This window comes from Chryseobacterium proteolyticum (assembly GCF_046591535.1).
Classification (GTDB): domain Bacteria; phylum Bacteroidota; class Bacteroidia; order Flavobacteriales; family Weeksellaceae; genus Chryseobacterium; species Chryseobacterium proteolyticum.
Genome location: NZ_JBJLWK010000001.1, coordinates 849,705 through 870,831, shown reverse-complemented (window position 1 = coordinate 870,831; position 21,127 = coordinate 849,705). Strand labels below are relative to the sequence as shown.

Below are 21,127 nucleotides of genomic sequence, written 5' to 3'. Positions count from 1 at the left end.
CTATTCATCACTATTTATTGTCTTTTTGAATGACGCTGGAGTAGGACCAATGATAAATGCCTGATTTCAACCATATATAATATGAAGTTATACTCAAATTTAAACGCTAAGTGTCTATTAATGGCTATTTCTTATGAGAAACTGATTAAGATTAATTTGAAAATTCCTCAATGCATTACTATATAATAAAATGACTTTTTATCTGTCCTATTTAATGACGGAAATCAAAAAAATAAGAAAATAATCCACAATTTACATTTGTATACAAAGCGGGAAATTTATGTTTTCCACATCTTACTGTGTTTAATCACATTACCCTCAATTGAGGATAAATAGGGAATTGACCACTTCAAGTAAATTTAAAATAGGCATTTAGATAATCGTAGTAAATATTTGATTTTAAATTACTTAATAATATTATATTAAATTATTAGCAATCCACAATTTTATCCACAGACATTATGGCAATTTACATTGTTTAATAAAGTTACAAATGTTAATTTTATTTTCTCTTTAAAAATGGCTAATTTTGACTCATGTAAATTATTATGAAATGAACTTTGAACAGATCTATCTTCAAAATCCAAATTTTCCTAATCGCTATATTTCCCCTGAAAAATTATTTTTTTACCTACAGACGAATCTCAGCGAATATATTACAGAGATCGGAAGATCGTATTTGGAGAAGCCCATTTATAAATTAAGTATTGGCAGTGGACCTATTAAAATACTGGCATGGTCGCAAATGCATGGAAATGAATCAAACGCTACCCATGCTATGCTTGACTTACTGGTAAGTCTTGATAAATATCCTGAAATGAAGGAAGATTTATTCAGCAAGATCAAACTTGACTTTATCTTTATGCTAAATCCTGATGGCTCTGAAAGATGGACAAGGCTAAATGCGACTGATATAGACCTTAACAGGGATTTTCATAGTGAGGCCAGTAAAGAGATTAAGTTCCTTAAGAATACAGTATCTGCAAACCAATATGATTATGCTCTGAATTTACATGAGCAAAGGACTATTTTTACAACAGATGGAATCCATCCAGCCACACTTTCGTTTTTGGCTCCCTCTGAAAATGAAGAGCGCACCGTTACGGACAACAGAAAAAAATGTATGGCAGTGATTGGAAGTATATACAATCATTTAAAAGATTTAATTCCTAATCAGATTGGAAGATATTCTGATGAGTTTTATCCAACATCAACTGGTGATAATTTTATTAAAGCAGGAATGCCTACGATTCTATTTGAGGGAGGACACTTTGTAGATGATTATACAAGGACAGGAACAAGAAAATATTATACTATAGCATTATTCTATGCTTTAAAAGCAATCAGTGAACTTAATTCTGATATTACAGGCTGGGAATCTTACCTCGATATTCCAGAGAATAAAGAAAGCCACTACGATATTATCTACAGAAATGTAAAACTGAATACAGATCATCATTGTATTTTAGATATCGCAGTTCAGTACAGAGAAATTAAAGAAGAAGGAAAAGATGATTTGTCTTTTATTCCATTTGTTATGGAGGTGGGAGATGTAAAGAAAAGAAAGGGATGGCTTGAAATAGATTGTACGGGAAAGAAATTTTTGTGTGCTACCAAATATCCTAAGCTGGATGAAAAAGTAGATTTTAGTATTGAAGATTAAAAAATGAAAAATAAAAAGCGGAACATTTGTTCCGCTTTTGTTTTATTAGATGAGGTTTGCAGGATTAATTAACAACTTTGATTCCATTAGCTACAAATCTCACTTCCTCTTTTGGTTTTGTGATAGCGTCGATCTCTGATTGTGGTTTTTTAGCATCTTCAGCATAATGCTTTTGTTCATCTACAGAGATTACTTTTCTTTCGGCATTTCCTTCCAAAACAACGTTTTTCCCTTTCAGAGCAGTAGGAACGAAGAATGCATAATCTTTCATTTTTACAAAGAACTGAGAATTATCTTCAGTCTGAATAGTTAGCCAGCATCCTTTTTTCTCACATACATCGGTTACTTTTCCTTTGATGGCTACATTCTCAAGTTTTTTATTTTCTTTTTTCAGTTTTTTACCAAGTTTTTCAACCGTAATCGCCTTAGATTCTACAGATGAGTCAACACCAGCACCATAAGTATCTCCCACGATAGCATTTCCTGCCGGCGGAGCGAACTTTTTCTGTGATGTCTCCTGAGCGAATGCTACAGCAGAAGTACTGATTGCAACCGCAAGTAATATGGATTTGAATTTCATTTTTAATATTTTTTTCAAAAATAACAATAAAAATTGAATTAATAAGTTAGATATACTTGATAAAAAATAGGTGTATTTGTAATTTTTGCATAAAATTCAAAATCAGAAACTTATTTGTTTATATTTGGAAATTCTAAATAATCTATGCAGAAAAAATTAAAACTTTGGGATGCCATTATGTTGGTAATGGGTTCTATGATTGGGAGTGGAATCTTTATTGTAAGTGCCGATATGATGCGGAATCTGGGATCCGGATACTGGTTGATCGTAGTATGGGTTATTACAGGAATAATGACAGTGGCAGCAGCAATAAGCTATGGGGAACTGTCTGCATTGTTTCCTAAAGCAGGAGGACAATATACTTACCTTAAGGAGATTTTCGGTAAAAGGATGGGGTTTCTATATGGCTGGGGGCTTTTTACGGTTATTCAGACGGGCACTATTGCTGCCGTTGCAATGGCTTTCGGTAAATTTACTGCTTACCTGATTCCAGCACTTAATGATGCTGAAGCAATTTTCCAGAGTGGTGAGTTTAAAATAACGTGGATCCAGATATTAGCAATTGCCGTTATTCTTCTTCTTACATACATCAACACAAGAGGAGTAGAAAGCGGGAAGATTTTACAGAATATCTTTACAGGCTCTAAAATTATAGCATTAATAGGTCTTATTGCTGCCGGATTTATTTTAGTTGATGTTTCCCATCTTTCCGAAAATTTTGGATTTGGTTATGACTCATTTAACAATCTGAAAAAAGATATTAGCGGAAATTTTCTTAAACATGGATGGGAGCCTATTGGAGGAATGACCTTACTTGGAGGTATTGCCGCAGCTATGGTAGGTTCCGTTTTCAGTTCCGTAGCCTGGGAGAGCGTTACTTTTGTATCCGGCGAAATTGATAATCCTAAAAAAAAATGTGGTTAAGGCAATGATCTATGGTACTTCTGCCGTAATGCTTCTGTATATAGCAGTTAATTATGTATACCTGAATGCTTTGGACCGGGATTCCATTGCTTTCGCGGCTAATGACAGAGTAGCGGTAGCTGCTTCGCATCATATATTTGGAAGTGCGGGAACAATTATTATTGCTTTACTGGTCATGATTTCTACTTTTGGGTGTAATAACGGACTGATCCTCGCAGGAGCCAGAGTTTTCCAGACAATGGCGAAAGATGGTATGTTTTTCCAGTCGGCAGAAAAAAACAATAAAAATGCAGTTCCCGGAAATGCACTTTGGATGCAGGGAATCTGGGCTTCTTTATTATGCCTGAGCGGGCAGTATGGAAATTTACTGGATATGATTTCTTTTGTGATTGTTTTATTCTATATGATTACTGTTTTTGGTGTAATCTATTTAAGATTTAAACAGCCTAATCTTGAGAGACCTTATAAAACCTGGTTATATCCAGTTACTCCTCTTATTTATTTATTAATAGGAACCGGATTTTGTATTTTACTATTGATCTATAAGCAACAATATACCTGGCCGGGGTTTATAATGGTGATATTAGGGCTTCCTGTCTATTATTTTATCAACAGGAACAAAAAAACAGATCAGTAGTACGATCTATTTGCTAAATAAAAAACATCCTGGCAACGGGAGGTAAAAAATAGTTTACGGCTTTCAAGATACTTTGAAAGCCGTAATTTTTAAATGATATTTTTATTTCTTATTATTTCCTGAAAATGTTTAAATTGGTATTTTGTTTTATGCGAATGAAATAATACTGTCAAAACAAAAAAGTTGATATATGGACACACCAAATTACAGAATGCCTTTTGTTCCGTCAACACTAATGTCCGAAGGAGGAAGTATTGATACCTGCGACATGGGAGAGAGTATAGCCCATAACATTATGTTGCTGATAACCACTAAAAAAGGAGAAAACAGATATGATGAAAATTACGGAAATGATGTTTGGAACCTTGAATTCGATAATGGAGTTACAAGCGCTGTTTGGGAGAATATATTCATTAAAAGTCTAAAAAGACAGATACAGGAATATGAACCAAGAATTGTTCAGCCACAGATTGACGCCCACATACAAATTGTAGAACATAGCTACGATACCAAAGAGCATACGGAAATAAAGAAAAAAGTAAAGATTGCCATTAATGCCAAAATGGAGGCAACCGGTGAGCGTTTTAGCTTTTCTACAGAGCTTTTCCTGAGCCCTATGTCTATTGATTAATGCTTATTGTAATTGAAATTTATGAATCTAGATCAAAATATATATTCCAAAGAATCTGTAAAGGCAAGAATGCTTCAAAACGCAACGAAAGTATGGGGATTGAAAAGTCCACAATCTTTGGACCCGTTTGTGAAATTACTGATAGATGCCTTCAGTACTGAAATTTTTAAAGCAAATAATGAAATACAGACCGTAAATGCCCGTATTTTAGAGAAACTGGCAAAATTACTGACTCCTTCTATTTATACACATCCAATTCCGTCGCATGCTATTGCCTTTACTCAACCTTCAGAATCTTCAGAAGTATTGCTTGAGCATACGGAGTTTTTCTTTAGAAAGCAGATGACCTCTACGGTTAAATCAGAATCGGATAAACAGGTTAACATTCCTTTTACGCCAATCGGTAATGTAAGAATCAATAGAATTCAAACTTCTATTATGTTTGTAGGGAATACATGCTATAGTATCGATGACCGACTGAATAAAATACCTATTTCAAGATTTCAGGGAAAACCGGAAGATTACCGTAAGGTAACCATTGGAGTGGATGTCTCTAAGTACGTAAGTGAGAACTTTCCTAAATATTTAAGTATATTTTGCTCCAATCCTGCCTTTGAACATCTGGACTTTGTTTATAAGCTATTGCCTTATCTTACGGTTACAAGCGATGGCAATCCATTATTTGTGAGGGAAGGCTTATCATATCTTAAAAATACGCAGGCAGAAGGATATGAACAAATGTTCCGTGAACAATCGATCAGGACAAAAACAATTGAAGATATTAAAAGCATCTACCATCACAAATTCATTGAAATAACAGGATTATCAAATAGCTTGTTTTCTGAAGCCGGTAAACTCCCACAGAATCTGAATTTCCTTGAAGGAAGAGAAGAGATAGAAAAATATATTGATGGAAAACAATATCTATGGCTGACTTTTGAATTTCCGCCACAGTTTTCTTCAGAAATTCTGGATAATTTCTCATTTGTTTTCAATGCTTTTCCTATTTATAACAGAGGATGGAAAAAAACAGAATACAGCCTTGATATCATGGGAAATAACATTCCTTTGGTAACAGATGAAGGAGAACATTTCTTATATGTTGATGAGGTACAGGATGGAGAGGGAAGGAGATATACGGAAATTCCTTTTACTCCCACCGATGACCTTAAAAAAGGACTTTATACGGTAAGAAAAGGAGGAATGGAACGCTTTACCAACAGAAATGCAGTCGATATGATTGCCAATGTTCTGGAACTCACAAGAGACGAGATTGCAGCATTTTCACTTTTAAACAGGGATAATGTAAAAGGGATGTTGAGCGAGATGTCTGATAAAATGAAATCAATGGTACAAAAGGTTAATAATGCTAAAAGAAGTATCAAGCAGGAACTGAATTACGTTATTATGGAACCTGTTGAAAAGACTGATCATACATATGCATCCTTTTGGATTACTCATTGTACTCTGGCCAATCATATGCGTCCGGGAACCGAATTATCCAATCAGCTGAAATCGCAGTCTTTAGTACTTCTTACAGAAACAATCGGAGGAGCTGAGGAACAAAAAGGAACAGACAGCATTCAGGCCTATAAATATGCACTTACAACCCGTGATAAGATAATCTCATTGGAAGATGTGAAAAATTATTGCAGAATGGTACTTAAAGATGAACTGAAAGAGGTAAGGGTGAGAAGGGGAACTATGATCAGTAATAAGCCTAAGGAAGGTTTTGTACGAACAGTAGAGATTGAAATTATCCCTCAGAATTATTCTTTTTACGGAAGAGCGTATTGGGAGAATATGTCCAACATGCTTCGGAACCAAATCATTTCTAAAGCAATAGATGGTATAGAATATATTGTCAGTATCAGTAACGAAGATGTTGACTTTTTTGAAAACTAAATTAAAATTCCGGAAAAACATAATTTCCGGAATTTTAATTTTATAAAGGCATCATACAATTTTATCCATAAGGAGCACTTCTCTGCTTTCGAGTAAAGGAACAATTTGTTCCAACACCAATTTCTTAAAATATTCAGAATTACGATGTATCTCTACAGCCTCTGAATTTTTGTATCCTTCAAATAAAATCAATGTATTCCTATCCGATTGACTCTGATGGAGTTTATAAAATAAATTTCCATCTTCCCGGGAGCTTTGTTCAGCAACTTCTTTCATCATATTCAATACGGTAGGTAATTCTCCCTCTTTTACCTGCCACCTCGCATATACATAAACTTCTTTCTGGCTCATTTTTTTAGATTTAATTAGATTATTTAGCTTCTAAGGCAGCAACTATTTTTTCACCCACTCCTTTTGCGGAGGCGGGGTTTTGTCCTGTAATCAGATTCCCATCAGCAATGCTGTTCGCTGACCATGGTTGTGCAGCGTGGAAAATAGCGCCTTGTTCCGTTAAAGCAGATTGAAGGTCAAAGGGAACATCTTTTCTCGCATAGTTGTCTTCTTCTTCCGTGGTAAAAGATGTAATATTTTTTCCGGCTACCAAATAGCTTCCATCGCTTAATTGTACATTGAGAAGAGATACAGGACCATGACATACGGCTCCTACAATACCATTTTTTTCATATATCTCAGCTATAAATTTCTTGAGAAGAGGTGCTTCCGGCATATCTACCATTGGTGCTAAACCACCGGGTATGAACACAGCATCATATTCATTACTATTAAAATCTGATAACGAAGCCGCTTTTTGCATATCTGACCATCCGGTACCTGTAAGGAATTTTAAATTATCAGGATCATCAGCCAAGTTTAAGGCATCTAAAAAAGGTGTCTCTCCTGTCAGACTGGCAAAATCAATCTGATAACCGGCTTTTAAAAATTCTGCATACGGATGTGCTACTTCCGGAAGGAAAGTTCCTGTTCTTCTGTTTTCCGGTCCGATTGAGTTGGCATTGGATACAATGATTAATACTTTTGGTTTCATGACTTGAATTATTTGTTATTTTACTTCGTCGGAATTCTTCCGATTGATATAGCAAATTTATGGTGATAAGGCATGCTAAAAGAAGGATCGGAGTCACAAAAAAAGTGTGATTTCGATCACACTCAGTACTTGTTATCATTGGTATACAATCTGCTTAGAGTCTCCCTGCTTACGCCCAGATATTCCGCAACATATTTTTTCGGGATCTGGAGGATAAGATCTGGGTATAATCTTGAGAATTCTTCATATCGCTGTTGAGGTGTACTGGATAATAGTAATGTAATCCTTTGCTGTAAAGCAATATATCCATTGGTAAGTTTTACTCTGAAGAAATGTTCCATTTTATGAAATTCAGCCGCCAGTTTCTCTCTTCCTTCAAGGGTCAGGCATACCACTTCACCCTCTTTCAGGCATTCCACAAACATAGTTGCATTGTTTTGCTTAAAAAAACCGATGTAATCGGTCATCCACCAGTTCTTTTTGGCAAACTGTACAATATGTTCTTTTCCATTTTCATCGATGTAAAAAACTTTATAAATTCCATCTAAAGCCAGGAATTCAAATTTTACTTCATCACTTTCGTGAAGCAGAAATTGATTCTTACGGACTTTCCTGAGTGTAAAAAATGTTTTGATATATTCGAATTCTTCATCAGTAAGGGACGTTATCTCTTCAATATGGTCGCGTAATCTTTGCATTGATTAGTTAGGGTTAAAGCAATGTAAATTTAAACTTTAAAAAACAAAAACAGGACTTTTAGAGTTAATTAATCTAACACTTTTTAACATAAAAAATTCCATAAAATTCCGTAATTTTGCACATTGTGATTTTCAGGTAAAGTCACGCCAAATTATGAGTAAATCAACAGAATATATAGAAATTTACGGCGCACGCGAGCACAACCTTAAAAATATCAATGTCAAAATTCCACGCAATGAATTAGTGGTTATTACGGGGCTTTCCGGTAGTGGAAAATCTTCATTGGCTTTTGATACCATTTTTGCAGAAGGCCAGCGTCGTTATATAGAAACATTTTCTGCTTATGCACGACAATTTTTGGGAGGATTGGAACGTCCTGATGTCGATAAGATAGAAGGATTATCTCCCGTAATTGCTATCGAGCAGAAAACAACAAATAAAAACCCAAGATCTACAGTAGGAACGGTTACGGAATTGTATGATTTCCTTCGTCTGTTATATGCAAGGGTTTCTGACGCCTATTCCCTTTCTACAGGAAAAAAATTGGTTAGCTATACGGAAGATCAGATTCTTGAAACTATTAAAGAAAACTATAAAGGGGAAAAGATCATGCTTATGGCCCCTGTAGTCCGTTCAAGAAAAGGGCATTATCATGAGCTTTTCGTACAGATGGCGAAAAAAGGGTATGGGCAGGCAAGAATTGATGGTGAACTACAGGATATTGAATATGATCTAAAGCTTGATCGTTATAAGACACACGATATTGATATCGTTATTGACCGTTGGATCATTGGAGAAAATGCATCTGAAAGCAGAATGGAGAAGTCACTCAGAACTGCTATGGAGATGGGAGAGGGAATTATCGGAATTCAAAAATTAGGAAGTACGGAAATTGAGTACTTTTCAAAAAACTTAATGGATGCAGAAACAGGACATTCATTAGCATTGCCTGAACCCAACACATTCTCCTTCAACTCGCCGAAAGGAAGCTGCCCGGACTGTAAAGGTCTTGGTACTATTAAAAAGATTAATACGGATTATTTTGTGGAAAACCCTAAATTATCCATTAATCAGGGAGGTCTGTTGCCTTTAGAAGATATTAAATCGAATAAATGGATTTTAGCACAGATTAAAAATATCCTGGAGATATTTGGTTTAGGTCTTACAACTCCCATGAAGGATATTCCTGAAGAAGCTTTGGAATATATATATTATGGATGTCATAAAGAATTTAACAAAGACCTTAAATATGCAGGGATCACTAAAAAGATAAAGATTAATTTTGATGGATTGATTCCTTTTATGGAAGAAATTATTGATGAAAAAGAATCTTATGAAGGGGTTTTATTGGAAAGACATTTTACTACTGAGGAAACATGTCCTGAATGTAACGGAACCCGCCTGCAGCCAACAAGTCTGAGCTTTAAAATTGATGGTAAAAATATTGCTGAGGTTAATGGATTGAGTTTGGCTGATCTGAAAGATTGGCTCCATGATGTTAAAGATAAATTCTCAGAAAAAAATAAAATTATTGCTTACGAAATCTTAAAAGAAATCGAAACCAGGCTTCAGTTTTTGCTGGATGTGGGATTAGACTATTTAAGCTTAAGCAGAAGCTCAAAAACGCTTTCAGGGGGAGAATCCCAAAGGATCCGTCTCGCTACACAGATCGGTTCTCAATTGGTTAATGTTCTTTATATTCTGGATGAACCCAGTATCGGACTTCACCAAAGAGATAATGAGAGGCTGATCAATTCATTGAAGAACCTGAGAGATATCGGAAACTCTGTTTTAGTGGTAGAGCACGATAAAGATATGATCCTTGAAGCGGATGAGGTTCTGGATATTGGTCCTAGGGCCGGGAAGTTTGGAGGTGAAATTCTATGGCAGGGAAAACCTAAAGATCTTTTGAAAGCAGACACTATCACAGCGGATTATATTAATGGGAAAAGAAAAATCGAAATACCAGCCGAAAGAAGATCTGGAAATGGTAAGAGCATCGTTTTAAAAGGAGCTACAGGAAACAACCTTAAAAATGTAAATCTCAATATTCCTTTAGGAAAGCTTGTGGTGGTAACAGGAATTTCGGGAAGTGGTAAGTCTTCTCTGATTAACGGAACATTATATCCTATATTGAACAAGCATTTTTACAGAGCGGTTCAGGAACCTTTGCCATACAAAAAAATAGAAGGGCTTGAGAATATTGATAAAATAGTAGATGTAGATCAAGCTCCGATTGGAAGGACTCCGAGATCCAATCCAGCAACTTATACTGGAATGTTTACTGATATCAGAAATCTTTTTGCAGAGCTTCCGGAAAGTAAGATTCGCGGTTACAAGCCGGGAAGATTTTCTTTCAATGTAAAAGGTGGAAGATGTGAAACATGTCAGGGAGGTGGATTGAAAGTAATTGAAATGAACTTCCTTCCGGATGTGTATGTACACTGTGAAACATGTAATGGGAAAAGATTCAACAGGGAAACCCTTGAAGTCCGTTATAAAGGTAAATCAATTTCTGATGTACTAGATATGACAATTGATGAAGCAGTAGAGTTTTTCCAACCTATTCCTAAGATCTACAGTAAAGTTAAAACTTTACAGGATGTAGGTTTAGGGTATATTACAATGGGACAGCAATCAACTACACTATCAGGAGGAGAAGCCCAGCGTATTAAACTGGCTACTGAGCTTGCCAAAAGGCAAACCGGAAATACACTCTATATTCTTGATGAGCCTACCACGGGTCTGCACTTTGAAGATGTTAAAATTTTGATGGATGCGATCAATCAATTGGTAGAACTCGGAAATTCATTCATTATTATTGAACACAATATGGATGTAATCAAATTGGCCGACCATATTATTGATGTGGGACCTGAAGGAGGAAAGCATGGCGGACAGATTGTTGCCCAGGGAACTCCGGAAGAAATCGTGAGGTCTAAGAAAAGTTTGACCGGTAAATTTCTGAAAAAAAGAACTATAGGTATCCAATATTTATACTTCATTGGAATAGATATTTTAATTACGGAATTCATTTTATAAAGAGAGGATAGTGTACTATCCTCTCTTTTATTCCTAAATCTAAAAGATTCTTGATTATCAAAGCCAATTGGATAGGAAAGATTTCGATAAAATAGGGTATAAAAAGGTGGTTTTCTCAACTCCAATATTAAATTTTCACATGGTTAATCTATTTAAATATCTGTTATTTAGTGTTTTATGTTTTAATATTAACTGAATGTTAATTAAATATGAACTGAATATGAATTATTTTTAATAACTTAGAGTAGCAATTATAAATGGAATATTACAATATTTAAAATCAATTAGTTATGAAAAATAAAATTCAAATAGGTGCCCTATTCCTGTCCATTATAGGATTTGTTTCATTGAGCACTTTAAAAGCACAGACTACAGATGGTAATGTCATTCCTGAAATTCAGCTGAGCAAAAATGATACGTTCAATAAAATACGAAAAGAGCTTATCAATAATTTCGACTTTACTAATTATGAATATAAACAAGGTGTTGTGAATTCAGAAGTGAAATTTGATATTACAGAAAATGGAAAAATTGTGAATGTACACTCAACAGGTGATTGCAAGAACGTAAGTAAAGAGATTGAAAATGTTTTAACGAATCTGAAAATAAATCGTAAAGATTTTAATAACAACATTATTGCTTATACCTATGTAATGCCTGTAACAGTTGAGATTGATAACAGGTAATAAATCTTTTCATAAAAGAAGTTTTGATAGTTTTTAAGTGTAAATAGTGAAAATTTTCTGCAAAAAACTGTAATAAATTAATTTGTTCTTCGTTTTAAATTTACCAAACATTAAAATTAAAAAGTATGAGAAATTTAAAGAAACTTAACAAGGAAGAATTAAAATCAGTGTATGGCGGAGAACCTAAAAAATACTGCGTATACTGTGAAAGATTGAATAAGACAGTATGTAGCGAAGTTCCAATCGCTCAGTGTCCTTAAAATAAAAAAAAAAGCTGCTTCGTCAAGCAGCTTTTTTATTTGTTATAGCACAGGGCCTTTTTTGTTTCGATAATAAAAGCCTTGAGTTGCTCTTTGAGGGTAGACCTTTGAGTAAAAATGATATTGTCAATTTTCCAGCCCTTATCATTGATCAGTTGAATTGTATTTTCCCAAACCAGAGTAGGATATATTTTATCGTCTGCTTTATATTCACTGATTTCCATTTCCACGATGGCTTCTGCTGTATTTCCGGTTACATTTATGCTTTTTATTTTTTGATTTGTAGCATCAGGTACTCCTGTGAAAATAAAGCTTTCTACTGCTGCAGGTTTATCAGTGGGATAGTTGCTGTTTTTTATTCTTTGGGCATCCGCATCAGCTATCCTGTTTGCTTGATCAAGTATATTTTTTAGATCAGGAGAAAAAAGTTCCTTTGAAGAAGTAGAATTGGACGGTGAAGTATATTTATAGAGTTGGTCGATTTTAGCTGTTATTTCCTTTTCATTGCTGCTTTTGCTTGTTACACAGCTGTTAAAAAGTAGCAGTAGAGATAGGAAAAAAAGCAGTCGTTTCATAATATTGTGTTTGATGCTAACAGATGCTCAAACTTTATGCCAATCTTTTATAATTTTTCATAATTGAATTTGATAGGACTCTATTAAAAAATACTCCTCAGAATCATAAAAATTTATACATTTGATAGATATAAATATAATTGGTGAATCCTATCCTAGATGTTGTAGTCCGTTCGCTTTGCGTATACCTGTTTATGGTCGTAGCGATCCGTCTGTTCGGCAAAAATCAGCTATCTCAGCTTAACGCGGGAGATGTAGTCTTGTTATTATTAATCTCCAATGCAGTGCAAAATGCAATGGTGGGTCAGGATACTTCCTTGCAAGGTGGTCTCATTGCTGCACTTGTTCTTTTTGCCGCCAATTTTATACTAAAAAGATTAATGTTTTCTAACCGTTCTTTTGAAACGTTTATGGAAGAAAATCCTGTAATCCTGGTAAAGGATGGTAAGATCGATGAAAAAGCTTTAAATACAGTAAAAATTACCAAAGATGAGCTGGAGGAAGCGATCAGGGAGCATGGAGTAGAAAGAATAGAAGATGTAAGGTTATCGATTCTGGAAGTGGATGGGAATATCAGTGTTGTTTCGGAAGATAACCAGACAAAGCAGACTCATTATTCGAGGATAAAAAGAAAAAATAAAAGAAAATATCAGTAATAAAATGAACTACGAGATCAGAGAAATGCTTCCCAGTGACGAAGTACGTGTATTAGAAATATTTCAACAGGGAATTGATGGTGGGATTGCCACTTTTGAGACAGAGGCTCCTAACAGAGAAGTTTGGAATACGGAATTTTTCAATGATTGCAGGTGGATATTGGAGAATGAAAATAATGAAGTAGTAGGATGGGCGGCTTTGAAGCCTGTGAGTAAAAGAGAATGTTTTAAAGGTGTTGCTGAGGTGAGTATTTATTTTGATAATCAGTACCAGGGAAAAGGGCTGGGATCTGTGCTGCTTAAAAAGATGATTCTGGATAGTGAATATCATGGATTCTGGACTTTACAGTCTAATATATTTCCGGAAAATGAAGCTTCTATAAAATTTCATCAGAAGAATGGATTCAGAACAGTGGGAGTTCGTAAAAAAGTGGGAAAGCTCAATGGAGAGTGGAAAGATCTTGTCATGCTTGAAAAGAGAAGTGAGACAGTTGGGTTTGATTAGGCAGTGTCCGCTTTAAAAAACGGCAACGCATTCCTAAACTTTAACTTTGTCCTCTAACCTCTAACCTCTAACTTCTTTTTGCTTTTGGCATCAACCTTGTTTATATACATTTCGAAATTCGAAACAATGAAAATATGAACGGTTTGATAAAAATGCTAGGTGTGGTTTCTTTGACTTTAATGCTAAGTAGCTGTACAGTGCAGGAATACCACCATGGAAGGAGAGGATTACCTCCGGGCCAAGCTAAGAAAGTGTATGGCGGAAGTGCAAGATACTATGCACCGGGCCAGGTTAAAAAAAAGAGTGTACTATTACGAATATGATGATGATAGAGGACGAGGACACAAGAAACATAAAAAACATCACAGAGATTAAGATCTCTTGAAAAATTAAAACCCTGGAAAAGCAGGGTTTTTAATTTATAAGGTGTTTTAGAATTTATTATGTATAAAGTAAATATCTGGCATCCAGATTGTTGTTGTTATGGTAATCATAAAAAGAAAAAATATGAAAACCCTGACTAAAACTATCGGCATACTGGCGTTGGTTTTCCTGCTGACTTCTTGTCTGCATCATCCACCTCCACCGCCAAGACCACATGGACCTCCGCATCATCCGAGGTAATGAAAGAGATTTATAATTAATTTTAATACAACAAAAAAGCTCTGAGATTTCAGAGCTCTTTTTATGATTACATTCTTGTTTTTTTGGGGTTCAAGAAAGTATTGAATATCATGACCTCTTGCCCGAACTGTTTTTCAACTCTTTCTCTAATGTTTAAGAGCTCACTCTCGATAAAATCTGTCCGAAGCTCATCATTATCAAAGATCAGCAAGAGATTATAATTCTTCCCTTCATCGATATAATCACTTTCGATCTCAGAAAGAATATATTTGTTTACATCCATAAGATTTTCAGTCATTAAAACCAATGTCTCATCCATATAATTTTCCCACTCTTCAAGATTATTTTTTGTGCAGTGGAAAGTTATACTTAATAGGCTCATATTTTAAGAATTTTTAAGATTTTGTGGATAAATTCTACCACAAAAATCGGTAAAAATTTCGTAAATTAGCCCGTTATTAAAAAACCAAAATAAATAATTTTCAGACTCACAGCTAAAAGTCTGACTGTCATTATAATAAAATTTGTTTATGCAAAAAGAAGGAGAAAGACTAATTCCTATCAACATTGTTGATGAAATGAAGTCATCTTATATCGATTATTCGATGTCGGTTATCGTTTCAAGGGCGTTACCTGACGTAAGAGATGGCTTAAAACCCGTTCATAGAAGAGTGCTTTATGGTATGTATGGATTAGGGGTTTTTTCTAATAGAAAATACTTAAAATCTGCGAGAATTGTTGGGGATGTTTTAGGTAAATACCACCCTCACGGAGACTCTTCTGTATACGATGCAATGGTAAGAATGGCGCAATCCTGGAGTTTACGTTATCCACAGGTTGATGGTCAGGGGAACTTCGGTTCAATGGATGGAGATCCACCTGCAGCAATGCGTTATACTGAGGCAAGATTGAAAAAAATCTCTGACGACGTTCTTGCTGATCTTGACAAAGAAACAGTTGATTTTCAGAATAACTTTGATGACAGCTTACAGGAACCTACTGTAATGCCTACTAAAATCCCTAATCTTTTAGTTAACGGAACTTCCGGTATTGCTGTAGGTATGGCAACCAACATGGCTCCGCATAACCTGTCTGAGTCTGTTAATGCTATTGTTGCTTACATCGATAATAAAGAGATTACCATAGATGAGCTGATGCAGCACATCGTTGCTCCGGATTTTCCAACAGGAGGAATTATTTATGGATACGATGGAGTAAGAGATGCATTCCATACTGGAAGAGGAAGGGTAGTTCTTAGAGCAAAAGTTAATTTCGAAGAGATAGGAAACAGAAATGCTATTATCGTAACTGAAATTCCATATCAGGTAAACAAAGCTGAAATGATTGCCCGGACAGCTGAGCTGGTTAAAGATGAGAAAATTCCAGGGATTTATGAGATAAGAGATGAGTCCGACAGAACCGGACTTCGTATTGTATATGAGCTGAAAAATGATGCGATTCCGAATGTTGTATTGAATTTATTATATAAATATACTTCACTTCAGACATCTTTCAGTGTCAACAATATTGCTTTGGTACACGGAAGACCGGAACAATTAAACTTAAAGGATATTATCCATCACTTTGTAGAGCACAGACATGATGTTGTTATAAGAAGAACTCAGTTTGAGCTTAAAAAAGCCAAAGAAAGAGCACATATCCTTGAAGGATTTATGAAGGTGATCGGTACGCAGGACTCTCTGGATAAGGCAATTTCTATCATCCGTCACAGTGTAAACCCACAGGCTGCTAAGGAAGGATTGATTCAGGAGTTTGATCTTTCTGAAATCCAGGCCCAGGCAATTCTTGATCTGCGTTTGGCTCGTTTAACGGGAATGGAACTGGATAAGATCCGTGATGAGTATGACGCGATCATGAAAGAAATTCTGAATTTAGAAGATATCCTTGCTAACGAAAGCAGAAGGTTTGAAATCATTAAAGAGGAATTACTTGAAGTAAAAGAAAAATATGGTGATGAAAGAAGAACTGAAATCGATTATTCAGGAGGTGAAATGTCAATTGAAGACATTATTCCTAATGAAGCGGTAGTTCTTACTATTTCTCACGCAGGATATATCAAGAGGACTTCCCTGTCAGAATATAAGATCCAGAGCAGGGGTGGTGTAGGAAACAGAGCGGCAACAACAAGAGATGAAGATTTCCTTGAATATATTGTTTCTGCGACCAATCACCAGTATATGTTGTTCTTTACAGAAAAAGGAAGATGTTATTGGTTAAGGGTATTTGAAATTCCTGAAGGTTCTAAAACGGCAAAAGGAAGAGCTGTACAAAACCTTATCAATATCGAACCGGATGATAAGATCAAAGCATATATCAGAACCAATGATCTGAAAGATGCTGAATACATCAATCAGATGAGTGTGGTTATGATCACTAAGAACGGTACGATCAAGAAGACATCTCTTGAAGCTTATTCAAGACCAAGAGTTAATGGTATTAATGCTATTGAAATCAGAGACAATGACCAATTGTTAGGAGCATGGCTTACGAACGGAACTTCTCAGATCATGATTGCTACTAAAAATGGTAAATGTATCCGCTTCCCGGAAGAAAAAGTAAGAGAGGTAGGTAGAGGATCTATCGGGGTTCGTGGTATTACCATGGAAGATAATGACGAGGTAATTGGTATGATTGTTGTGAACGATGTAGAGAATGAAACCGTTTTAGTGGTTTCTGAAAAGGGTTATGGTAAAAGAACTGCTGTAGAAGATTACAGAATTACCAACAGAGGAGGAAAAGGAGTTATTACGCTAAACATTACCGAAAAAACAGGAAATCTTATTGCCATCCAGAATGTAACGGATGAAGATGGCTTGATGATCATCAATAAATCCGGTGTTGCTATTCGTATGAATATGGATGAAATGAGGGTTATGGGTAGAAATACACAAGGGGTTAGAATGATCAACCTTAAGAAAAATGATGAAATTGCGGCGATTGCAAAAGTGGAGATGGATAAGGATGTAGAAGAAGAGTTGGAGGAAGGAGAAGAAGGAGCAGAATCTACACAAAGCAGCGATGCAGATGCAAATGTAACACCACAATTAGAAAATAATTCGGAAAATGAAGAGTCTGCAGATGAAAACGGAGATTCAGATTCTGAAGAATAAATGTAAATAAAATAAATTCTGATTATGAAAAAGCTAATTTTAAGTATAGCGATTATTTCTTCAGCTTTTGTTTTCGGACAGAAGAAGGATGTAAATGCTCAGCTACAAGATGCTAACAAAGCAGCTATGGATGCATATAATGCGAAAAACTATGCTGTTGCGGCTCCTAAGTTTTTAGAGGTTTATAACCTGTTAAAAACGAATGGCCAAGATGATAAAGTGTATATGTATTATGCAGGACTTAACTATGCTTTGGCTAACAACGTTGATGAAGCCATTAAGATCTATACTGAATTGATCAATTCAGGATATACAGGAGTTCAGACCAACTATACGGCAAAAGATAAAAAAACAGGTCAGGTTGCTACTTATGATAAAGGAACTTGGGAGATGCTGAAAAAATCTTCAGATTATTCAGACTTCAAAACAGAGCAAACTCCAAGTGTAGAGCCTGATTTATATGAGACTTTATCTACATTGCTTTTAAATGCCAAAAAGAATGACGAGGCTGTAGCTATCATTGAAAAAGGATTAGCTAAATTTCCTAATAATGCTAAGCTGAAAGACTTCCAAAGTACAGCTTATTATCAGTCAGGAAATACAGATAAATTTGTGGCTACTTTAAAAGAGCAGTTGGCTAAAAATCCTAATGATGCTACCAACTGGTATAATTTAGGAGTTATGCAATCTAAAAATCCTGCTACCGGTGCAGATGCTGAAGCTTCTTTCAAAAAAGCAATTGAGTTGAAGCCTGATTTTGCCAATGCTTATCAAAACTTAGTGTATACAATAATCGGAGAAGATGATAAAGCGGTAAATGAAATCAACACGCTTAGAAAAACTAAGCCGGATGATGCAACGAAGCTTATTGAAGCCAGAAAAGAAAGATTTAACAAAGCTTTACCTTATGCTGAAAGCTGGTATAAGGCTCTTCCTAATGATGCAAATGCGGTTACTATGCTGAAGGAGATTTACAGCATTACTAAGAATCAGGCTAAGATGGCTGAAATGAAAGCTAAAGAAGCTGAACTTCAGGGAAAAGCTAAATAATATTCTTTAAAAGAATTGATATAGAAAACCGAAACAAAATTGTTTCGGTTTTTGTTTTTTAATCCGAAAATGAGCTTCCTCAGTTTCTATGTTTTTTTACATGATAATCCTTGTTTTTGGAACGTTAAAATTCTTTGCAATTCCGTATCTTTGAGAAAAATTTTTACAAGATGATTGAGTGGAAAACCGCTAAAGAATACGAAGATATTACCTATAAAAAATGCAATGGTGTAGCTCGAATTGCTTTCAACAGACCGGAGGTTCGTAATGCTTTCAGACCTAAGACAACTTCAGAATTATATGATGCTTTTTATGACGCTTATGAAGACTCTTCAATAGGTGTTGTTTTGCTTTCAGGAGAAGGACCGAGTCCTAAAGACGGAGGATGGGCTTTCTGTAGTGGAGGAGACCAAAAAGCAAGAGGACATCAAGGGTATGTAGGTGAAGATGGAAGACATCGTCTGAATATCTTAGAAGTTCAGCGTTTAATCCGTTTTATGCCTAAAGTAGTAATTGCCGTTGTTCCGGGTTGGGCAGTAGGTGGAGGACATTCGCTTCATGTGGTTTGTGATCTCACGCTAGCTAGTAAGGAACATGCTATTTTCAAACAAACGGATGCTGACGTTACAAGCTTCGATGGTGGTTATGGTTCTGCATATCTTGCAAAAATGGTAGGCCAGAAAAAGGCCCGTGAAATTTTCTTTTTAGGAAGAAACTATTCTGCCCAGGAAGCTTTGGAGATGGGAATGGTGAATGCCGTTATTCCACATGAAGAATTAGAAGATACAGCTTATGAGTGGGCACAGGAAATTTTAGCCAAATCTCCGACTTCCATCAGAATGCTGAAATTCGCAATGAACTTAACTGACGATGGAATGGTGGGACAACAGGTTTTTGCAGGAGAAGCTACCCGTTTGGCTTATATGACTGAAGAAGCTCAGGAAGGCAGAAATGCATTCCTGGAAAAAAGAAAACCTGACTTCGGGGAAAATCAATGGATATCATAAAAATATAAATGATAGTTGATAAATGATCACGGTATCATTTATCAATTATCGCTTATCAATTATAACTATGAAAGATTGGATAAAAGCCGCAAGGCTAAGAACTTTACCGCTTTCTTTGAGCGGAATTATTATGGGTAGTTTCATTGCAAAATGGAAATTATACGGTGAAGGAGGGACCTGGGATTGGAAGATTTTTGCTTTAGCCCTGCTGGTAACCCTTCTGTATCAGATCTTATCAAACTATGCCAATGATTATGGTGACGGCGTAAAAGGGACAGATGCAAAAAGAATCAGTGAGGCCGAAAGTCGAGCAGTAGCTTCAGGAAAGATTACAGCAAAGCAAATGAAAAATGCAGTGATCTTATTTTCAACCTTGTCCTTTATAGCAACTGTTGTTTTGCTGTACGTTGCTTTTATTCCCGATTATATGAATGAGTTTTACATTTTTATAGGTCTGGGAGTTGCAAGTATTTTAGCGGCAATCGGCTATACTGTAGGTAAGAAACCTTACGGGTATATGGGATTGGGAGACGTTTTTGTATTTATCTTTTTTGGTTTGGTTTCTGTTTGCGGAAGTTATTTTCTGTTTACAAAAACATTCAGCTGGGATATCTTATTGCCGGGAACGGCAGTTGGAATGATGAGTATGGCTGTTTTAAATCTTAATAATATGAGGGATATTGAAACGGATCGATTATCTGGGAAGAACAGCTTTGCCTTAAGATTAGGTTTCAGACATGCAATGATTTATGAGATGATCCTTTTGCAGCTTCCTCTGATTTTAATCCTTATCTTTTTAGGGATAAACGGTTTCATACAGTCGCAAAATTACTATGTATTCATTGTAATGATCCTGTTAATCCCGTTTGCTAAACTGAGAAGGAAAATAATGTCTGTAAAGGAGCCTAAAGAACTTGATCAGTATTTGAAACAAGTGGGTATCCTGACGTTTACTATGGCTGTACTGACAGCAATCGGACTTAATTTTTTTTAACTAAACAAATTATCAGTATGAGTAATTCTCCTGCATTCGTTGAAGCTCAAATGCTTATCAGAAAACCTGTTCAAGAGGTGTTTGAAGCATTTATCAATCCTGAACTAACCACTCAATTTTGGTTTACAAAATCGAGCGGAAGACTTGAAGAAGGTAAAACAATTACCTGGGAATGGGAAATGTATGGAGTGAAAAATAATGTCACTGTTCATAAAATCATTCCCAATCATCTTATCAAAACAGAATGGGGTGATCCTTCATCTAATGTGGATTATGAATTCAAAGAAATGGAAAAAGGGACTTTAGTTGTGATTAAAAGCTATGGATTTACCCAGACAGGTGAAGATCTTTTAAAGACAATTAATGATAATACGGGTGGTTTTACGACAGTTTTAGACGGTTGTAAAGCATATCTGGAACATGGCATTAACCTCAGGCTGATTGAAGATAAATTTCCCCAAAAATAAGTAATGTATTCTTTGTTTATTAAATATCAACAAATCTTTGAAACAT

At 35.5% G+C, this 21,127-nt stretch carries 19 protein-coding genes and 2 pseudogenes; 15 read left to right on the top strand and 6 right to left on the bottom strand.

Annotation, left to right across the window (positions count from 1 at the left end; genetic code table 11):
• Window positions 1–553 precede the first annotated feature (553 nt).
• Window positions 554–1,663 carry a M14 family zinc carboxypeptidase gene (locus tag ACJ5H0_RS03990; RefSeq protein ID WP_411247428.1) on the top strand — a complete coding sequence of 370 codons (1,110 nt, stop codon included), beginning with the start codon at window positions 554–556 and terminating at the stop codon, window positions 1,661–1,663.
• Between the two features lie 64 nt (window positions 1,664–1,727).
• Here the strand turns inward: ACJ5H0_RS03990 and ACJ5H0_RS03985 are convergent, their stop codons facing one another.
• Window positions 1,728–2,243: a DUF4920 domain-containing protein gene (locus ACJ5H0_RS03985; protein ID WP_411247427.1), complete on the bottom strand. Its 516-nt coding sequence runs from the start codon at window positions 2,241–2,243 to the stop codon at window positions 1,728–1,730.
• A 144-nt stretch (window positions 2,244–2,387) separates the two neighbouring features.
• Between ACJ5H0_RS03985 and ACJ5H0_RS03980 the strand changes: the two are divergent.
• The 3 genes and pseudogenes from ACJ5H0_RS03980 to ACJ5H0_RS03970 all read left to right on the top strand — a co-directional run bounded on the left by ACJ5H0_RS03980 (window position 2,388) and on the right by ACJ5H0_RS03970 (window position 6,340).
• Window positions 2,388–3,804, top strand: a pseudogene (locus ACJ5H0_RS03980) (APC family permease).
• Window positions 3,805–3,994: 190 nt separating this feature from the next.
• The gene (locus ACJ5H0_RS03975) at window positions 3,995–4,435 is read left to right on the top strand and encodes a GPW/gp25 family protein (RefSeq protein WP_172278430.1); all 441 of its coding nucleotides are present in this window, start codon (window positions 3,995–3,997) and stop codon (window positions 4,433–4,435) included.
• A 21-nt stretch (window positions 4,436–4,456) separates the two neighbouring features.
• Window positions 4,457–6,340 (top strand): type VI secretion system baseplate subunit TssF, encoded by a 1,884-nt coding sequence (locus tag ACJ5H0_RS03970; protein WP_411247426.1) that lies wholly within the window; start codon window positions 4,457–4,459, stop codon window positions 6,338–6,340.
• A 51-nt stretch (window positions 6,341–6,391) separates the two neighbouring features.
• Here ACJ5H0_RS03970 and ACJ5H0_RS03965 read toward each other — a convergent pair whose 3' ends face one another.
• The 3 genes from ACJ5H0_RS03965 to ACJ5H0_RS03955 all read right to left on the bottom strand — a co-directional run bounded on the left by ACJ5H0_RS03965 (window position 6,392) and on the right by ACJ5H0_RS03955 (window position 8,083).
• A complete protein-coding gene (locus ACJ5H0_RS03965) occupies window positions 6,392–6,691 on the bottom strand; it encodes a putative quinol monooxygenase (protein WP_411247424.1) in 300 nt (99 codons plus the stop codon).
• A 19-nt stretch (window positions 6,692–6,710) separates the two neighbouring features.
• Complete coding sequence (locus tag ACJ5H0_RS03960; RefSeq protein WP_411247422.1) at window positions 6,711–7,385, bottom strand: type 1 glutamine amidotransferase domain-containing protein; 675 nt, start codon at window positions 7,383–7,385, stop codon at window positions 6,711–6,713.
• A 122-nt stretch (window positions 7,386–7,507) separates the two neighbouring features.
• The gene (locus ACJ5H0_RS03955; RefSeq protein ID WP_172278422.1) at window positions 7,508–8,083 is read right to left on the bottom strand and encodes a Crp/Fnr family transcriptional regulator; all 576 of its coding nucleotides are present in this window, start codon (window positions 8,081–8,083) and stop codon (window positions 7,508–7,510) included.
• Between the two features lie 154 nt (window positions 8,084–8,237).
• On the opposite strand from ACJ5H0_RS03955, the pseudogene uvrA reads away from it, so the two are divergent.
• From uvrA to ACJ5H0_RS03940, 3 genes and pseudogenes are all read left to right on the top strand, one after another.
• Window positions 8,238–11,057, top strand: a pseudogene (uvrA, locus tag ACJ5H0_RS03950) (excinuclease ABC subunit UvrA); the annotation flags it as partial.
• 359 nt (window positions 11,058–11,416) lie between these two features.
• Entirely contained in the window at window positions 11,417–11,812 is a 396-nt protein-coding gene (locus tag ACJ5H0_RS03945; protein ID WP_172278418.1) for a hypothetical protein, read from the top strand.
• 125 nt (window positions 11,813–11,937) lie between these two features.
• Window positions 11,938–12,072 (top strand): bacteriocin-like protein, encoded by a 135-nt coding sequence (locus tag ACJ5H0_RS03940; protein ID WP_172278416.1) that lies wholly within the window; start codon window positions 11,938–11,940, stop codon window positions 12,070–12,072.
• A gap of 35 nt (window positions 12,073–12,107) precedes the next feature.
• On the opposite strand, the gene ACJ5H0_RS03935 is transcribed toward ACJ5H0_RS03940, so the two are convergent.
• Entirely contained in the window at window positions 12,108–12,647 is a 540-nt protein-coding gene (locus tag ACJ5H0_RS03935) for a hypothetical protein (protein ID WP_172278414.1), read from the bottom strand.
• 143 nt (window positions 12,648–12,790) lie between these two features.
• On the opposite strand from ACJ5H0_RS03935, the gene ACJ5H0_RS03930 reads away from it, so the two are divergent.
• The 3 genes from ACJ5H0_RS03930 (at window position 12,791) to ACJ5H0_RS03920 (ending at window position 14,131) form a co-directional block, all read left to right on the top strand.
• Window positions 12,791–13,303 carry a DUF421 domain-containing protein gene (locus tag ACJ5H0_RS03930; protein ID WP_172278412.1) on the top strand — a complete coding sequence of 171 codons (513 nt, stop codon included), beginning with the start codon at window positions 12,791–12,793 and terminating at the stop codon, window positions 13,301–13,303.
• Window positions 13,304–13,307: 4 nt separating this feature from the next.
• Window positions 13,308–13,808 (top strand): GNAT family N-acetyltransferase, encoded by a 501-nt coding sequence (locus tag ACJ5H0_RS03925; RefSeq protein WP_273648168.1) that lies wholly within the window; start codon window positions 13,308–13,310, stop codon window positions 13,806–13,808.
• Between the two features lie 134 nt (window positions 13,809–13,942).
• Window positions 13,943–14,131, top strand: coding sequence for a hypothetical protein (locus ACJ5H0_RS03920; protein ID WP_411247418.1), 189 nt, complete (start codon window positions 13,943–13,945; stop codon window positions 14,129–14,131).
• Between the two features lie 368 nt (window positions 14,132–14,499).
• Here the strand turns inward: ACJ5H0_RS03920 and ACJ5H0_RS03915 are convergent, their stop codons facing one another.
• A complete protein-coding gene (locus ACJ5H0_RS03915; protein ID WP_172278406.1) occupies window positions 14,500–14,814 on the bottom strand; it encodes a DUF4286 family protein in 315 nt (104 codons plus the stop codon).
• A gap of 148 nt (window positions 14,815–14,962) precedes the next feature.
• Here ACJ5H0_RS03915 and gyrA point away from each other — a divergent pair, with 148 nt between their 5' ends.
• From gyrA to ACJ5H0_RS03890, 5 genes are all read left to right on the top strand, one after another.
• Window positions 14,963–17,563 (top strand): DNA gyrase subunit A, encoded by a 2,601-nt coding sequence (gene gyrA / locus ACJ5H0_RS03910; protein ID WP_411247415.1) that lies wholly within the window; start codon window positions 14,963–14,965, stop codon window positions 17,561–17,563.
• Between the two features lie 24 nt (window positions 17,564–17,587).
• Window positions 17,588–18,613: a tetratricopeptide repeat protein gene (locus tag ACJ5H0_RS03905; RefSeq protein ID WP_411247413.1), complete on the top strand. Its 1,026-nt coding sequence runs from the start codon at window positions 17,588–17,590 to the stop codon at window positions 18,611–18,613.
• A 170-nt stretch (window positions 18,614–18,783) separates the two neighbouring features.
• Window positions 18,784–19,620, top strand: coding sequence for a 1,4-dihydroxy-2-naphthoyl-CoA synthase (locus ACJ5H0_RS03900; RefSeq protein WP_172278400.1), 837 nt, complete (start codon window positions 18,784–18,786; stop codon window positions 19,618–19,620).
• 67 nt (window positions 19,621–19,687) lie between these two features.
• Complete coding sequence (gene menA / locus ACJ5H0_RS03895; protein WP_411247411.1) at window positions 19,688–20,614, top strand: 1,4-dihydroxy-2-naphthoate octaprenyltransferase; 927 nt, start codon at window positions 19,688–19,690, stop codon at window positions 20,612–20,614.
• A 17-nt stretch (window positions 20,615–20,631) separates the two neighbouring features.
• Window positions 20,632–21,081, top strand: coding sequence for an SRPBCC family protein (locus ACJ5H0_RS03890; protein ID WP_411247409.1), 450 nt, complete (start codon window positions 20,632–20,634; stop codon window positions 21,079–21,081).
• Window positions 21,082–21,127 lie beyond the last annotated feature (46 nt).

Coding starts and splice junctions, on each gene's coding strand:
- ACJ5H0_RS03990 (WP_411247428.1), top strand. CDS start 554: ATGAACTTTGAACAGATCTATCTTCAAAATCCAAATTTTCCTAATCGC.
- ACJ5H0_RS03985 (WP_411247427.1), bottom strand. CDS start 2,243: ATGAAATTCAAATCCATATTACTTGCGGTTGCAATCAGTACTTCTGCT.
- ACJ5H0_RS03975 (WP_172278430.1), top strand. CDS start 3,995: ATGGACACACCAAATTACAGAATGCCTTTTGTTCCGTCAACACTAATG.
- ACJ5H0_RS03970 (WP_411247426.1), top strand. CDS start 4,457: ATGAATCTAGATCAAAATATATATTCCAAAGAATCTGTAAAGGCAAGA.
- ACJ5H0_RS03965 (WP_411247424.1), bottom strand. CDS start 6,691: ATGAGCCAGAAAGAAGTTTATGTATATGCGAGGTGGCAGGTAAAAGAG.
- ACJ5H0_RS03960 (WP_411247422.1), bottom strand. CDS start 7,385: ATGAAACCAAAAGTATTAATCATTGTATCCAATGCCAACTCAATCGGA.
- ACJ5H0_RS03955 (WP_172278422.1), bottom strand. CDS start 8,083: ATGCAAAGATTACGCGACCATATTGAAGAGATAACGTCCCTTACTGAT.
- ACJ5H0_RS03945 (WP_172278418.1), top strand. CDS start 11,417: ATGAAAAATAAAATTCAAATAGGTGCCCTATTCCTGTCCATTATAGGA.
- ACJ5H0_RS03940 (WP_172278416.1), top strand. CDS start 11,938: ATGAGAAATTTAAAGAAACTTAACAAGGAAGAATTAAAATCAGTGTAT.
- ACJ5H0_RS03935 (WP_172278414.1), bottom strand. CDS start 12,647: ATGAAACGACTGCTTTTTTTCCTATCTCTACTGCTACTTTTTAACAGC.
- ACJ5H0_RS03925 (WP_273648168.1), top strand. CDS start 13,308: ATGAACTACGAGATCAGAGAAATGCTTCCCAGTGACGAAGTACGTGTA.
- ACJ5H0_RS03920 (WP_411247418.1), top strand. CDS start 13,943: ATGAACGGTTTGATAAAAATGCTAGGTGTGGTTTCTTTGACTTTAATG.
- ACJ5H0_RS03915 (WP_172278406.1), bottom strand. CDS start 14,814: ATGAGCCTATTAAGTATAACTTTCCACTGCACAAAAAATAATCTTGAA.
- gyrA (WP_411247415.1), top strand. CDS start 14,963: ATGCAAAAAGAAGGAGAAAGACTAATTCCTATCAACATTGTTGATGAA.
- ACJ5H0_RS03905 (WP_411247413.1), top strand. CDS start 17,588: ATGAAAAAGCTAATTTTAAGTATAGCGATTATTTCTTCAGCTTTTGTT.
- ACJ5H0_RS03900 (WP_172278400.1), top strand. CDS start 18,784: ATGATTGAGTGGAAAACCGCTAAAGAATACGAAGATATTACCTATAAA.
- menA (WP_411247411.1), top strand. CDS start 19,688: ATGAAAGATTGGATAAAAGCCGCAAGGCTAAGAACTTTACCGCTTTCT.
- ACJ5H0_RS03890 (WP_411247409.1), top strand. CDS start 20,632: ATGAGTAATTCTCCTGCATTCGTTGAAGCTCAAATGCTTATCAGAAAA.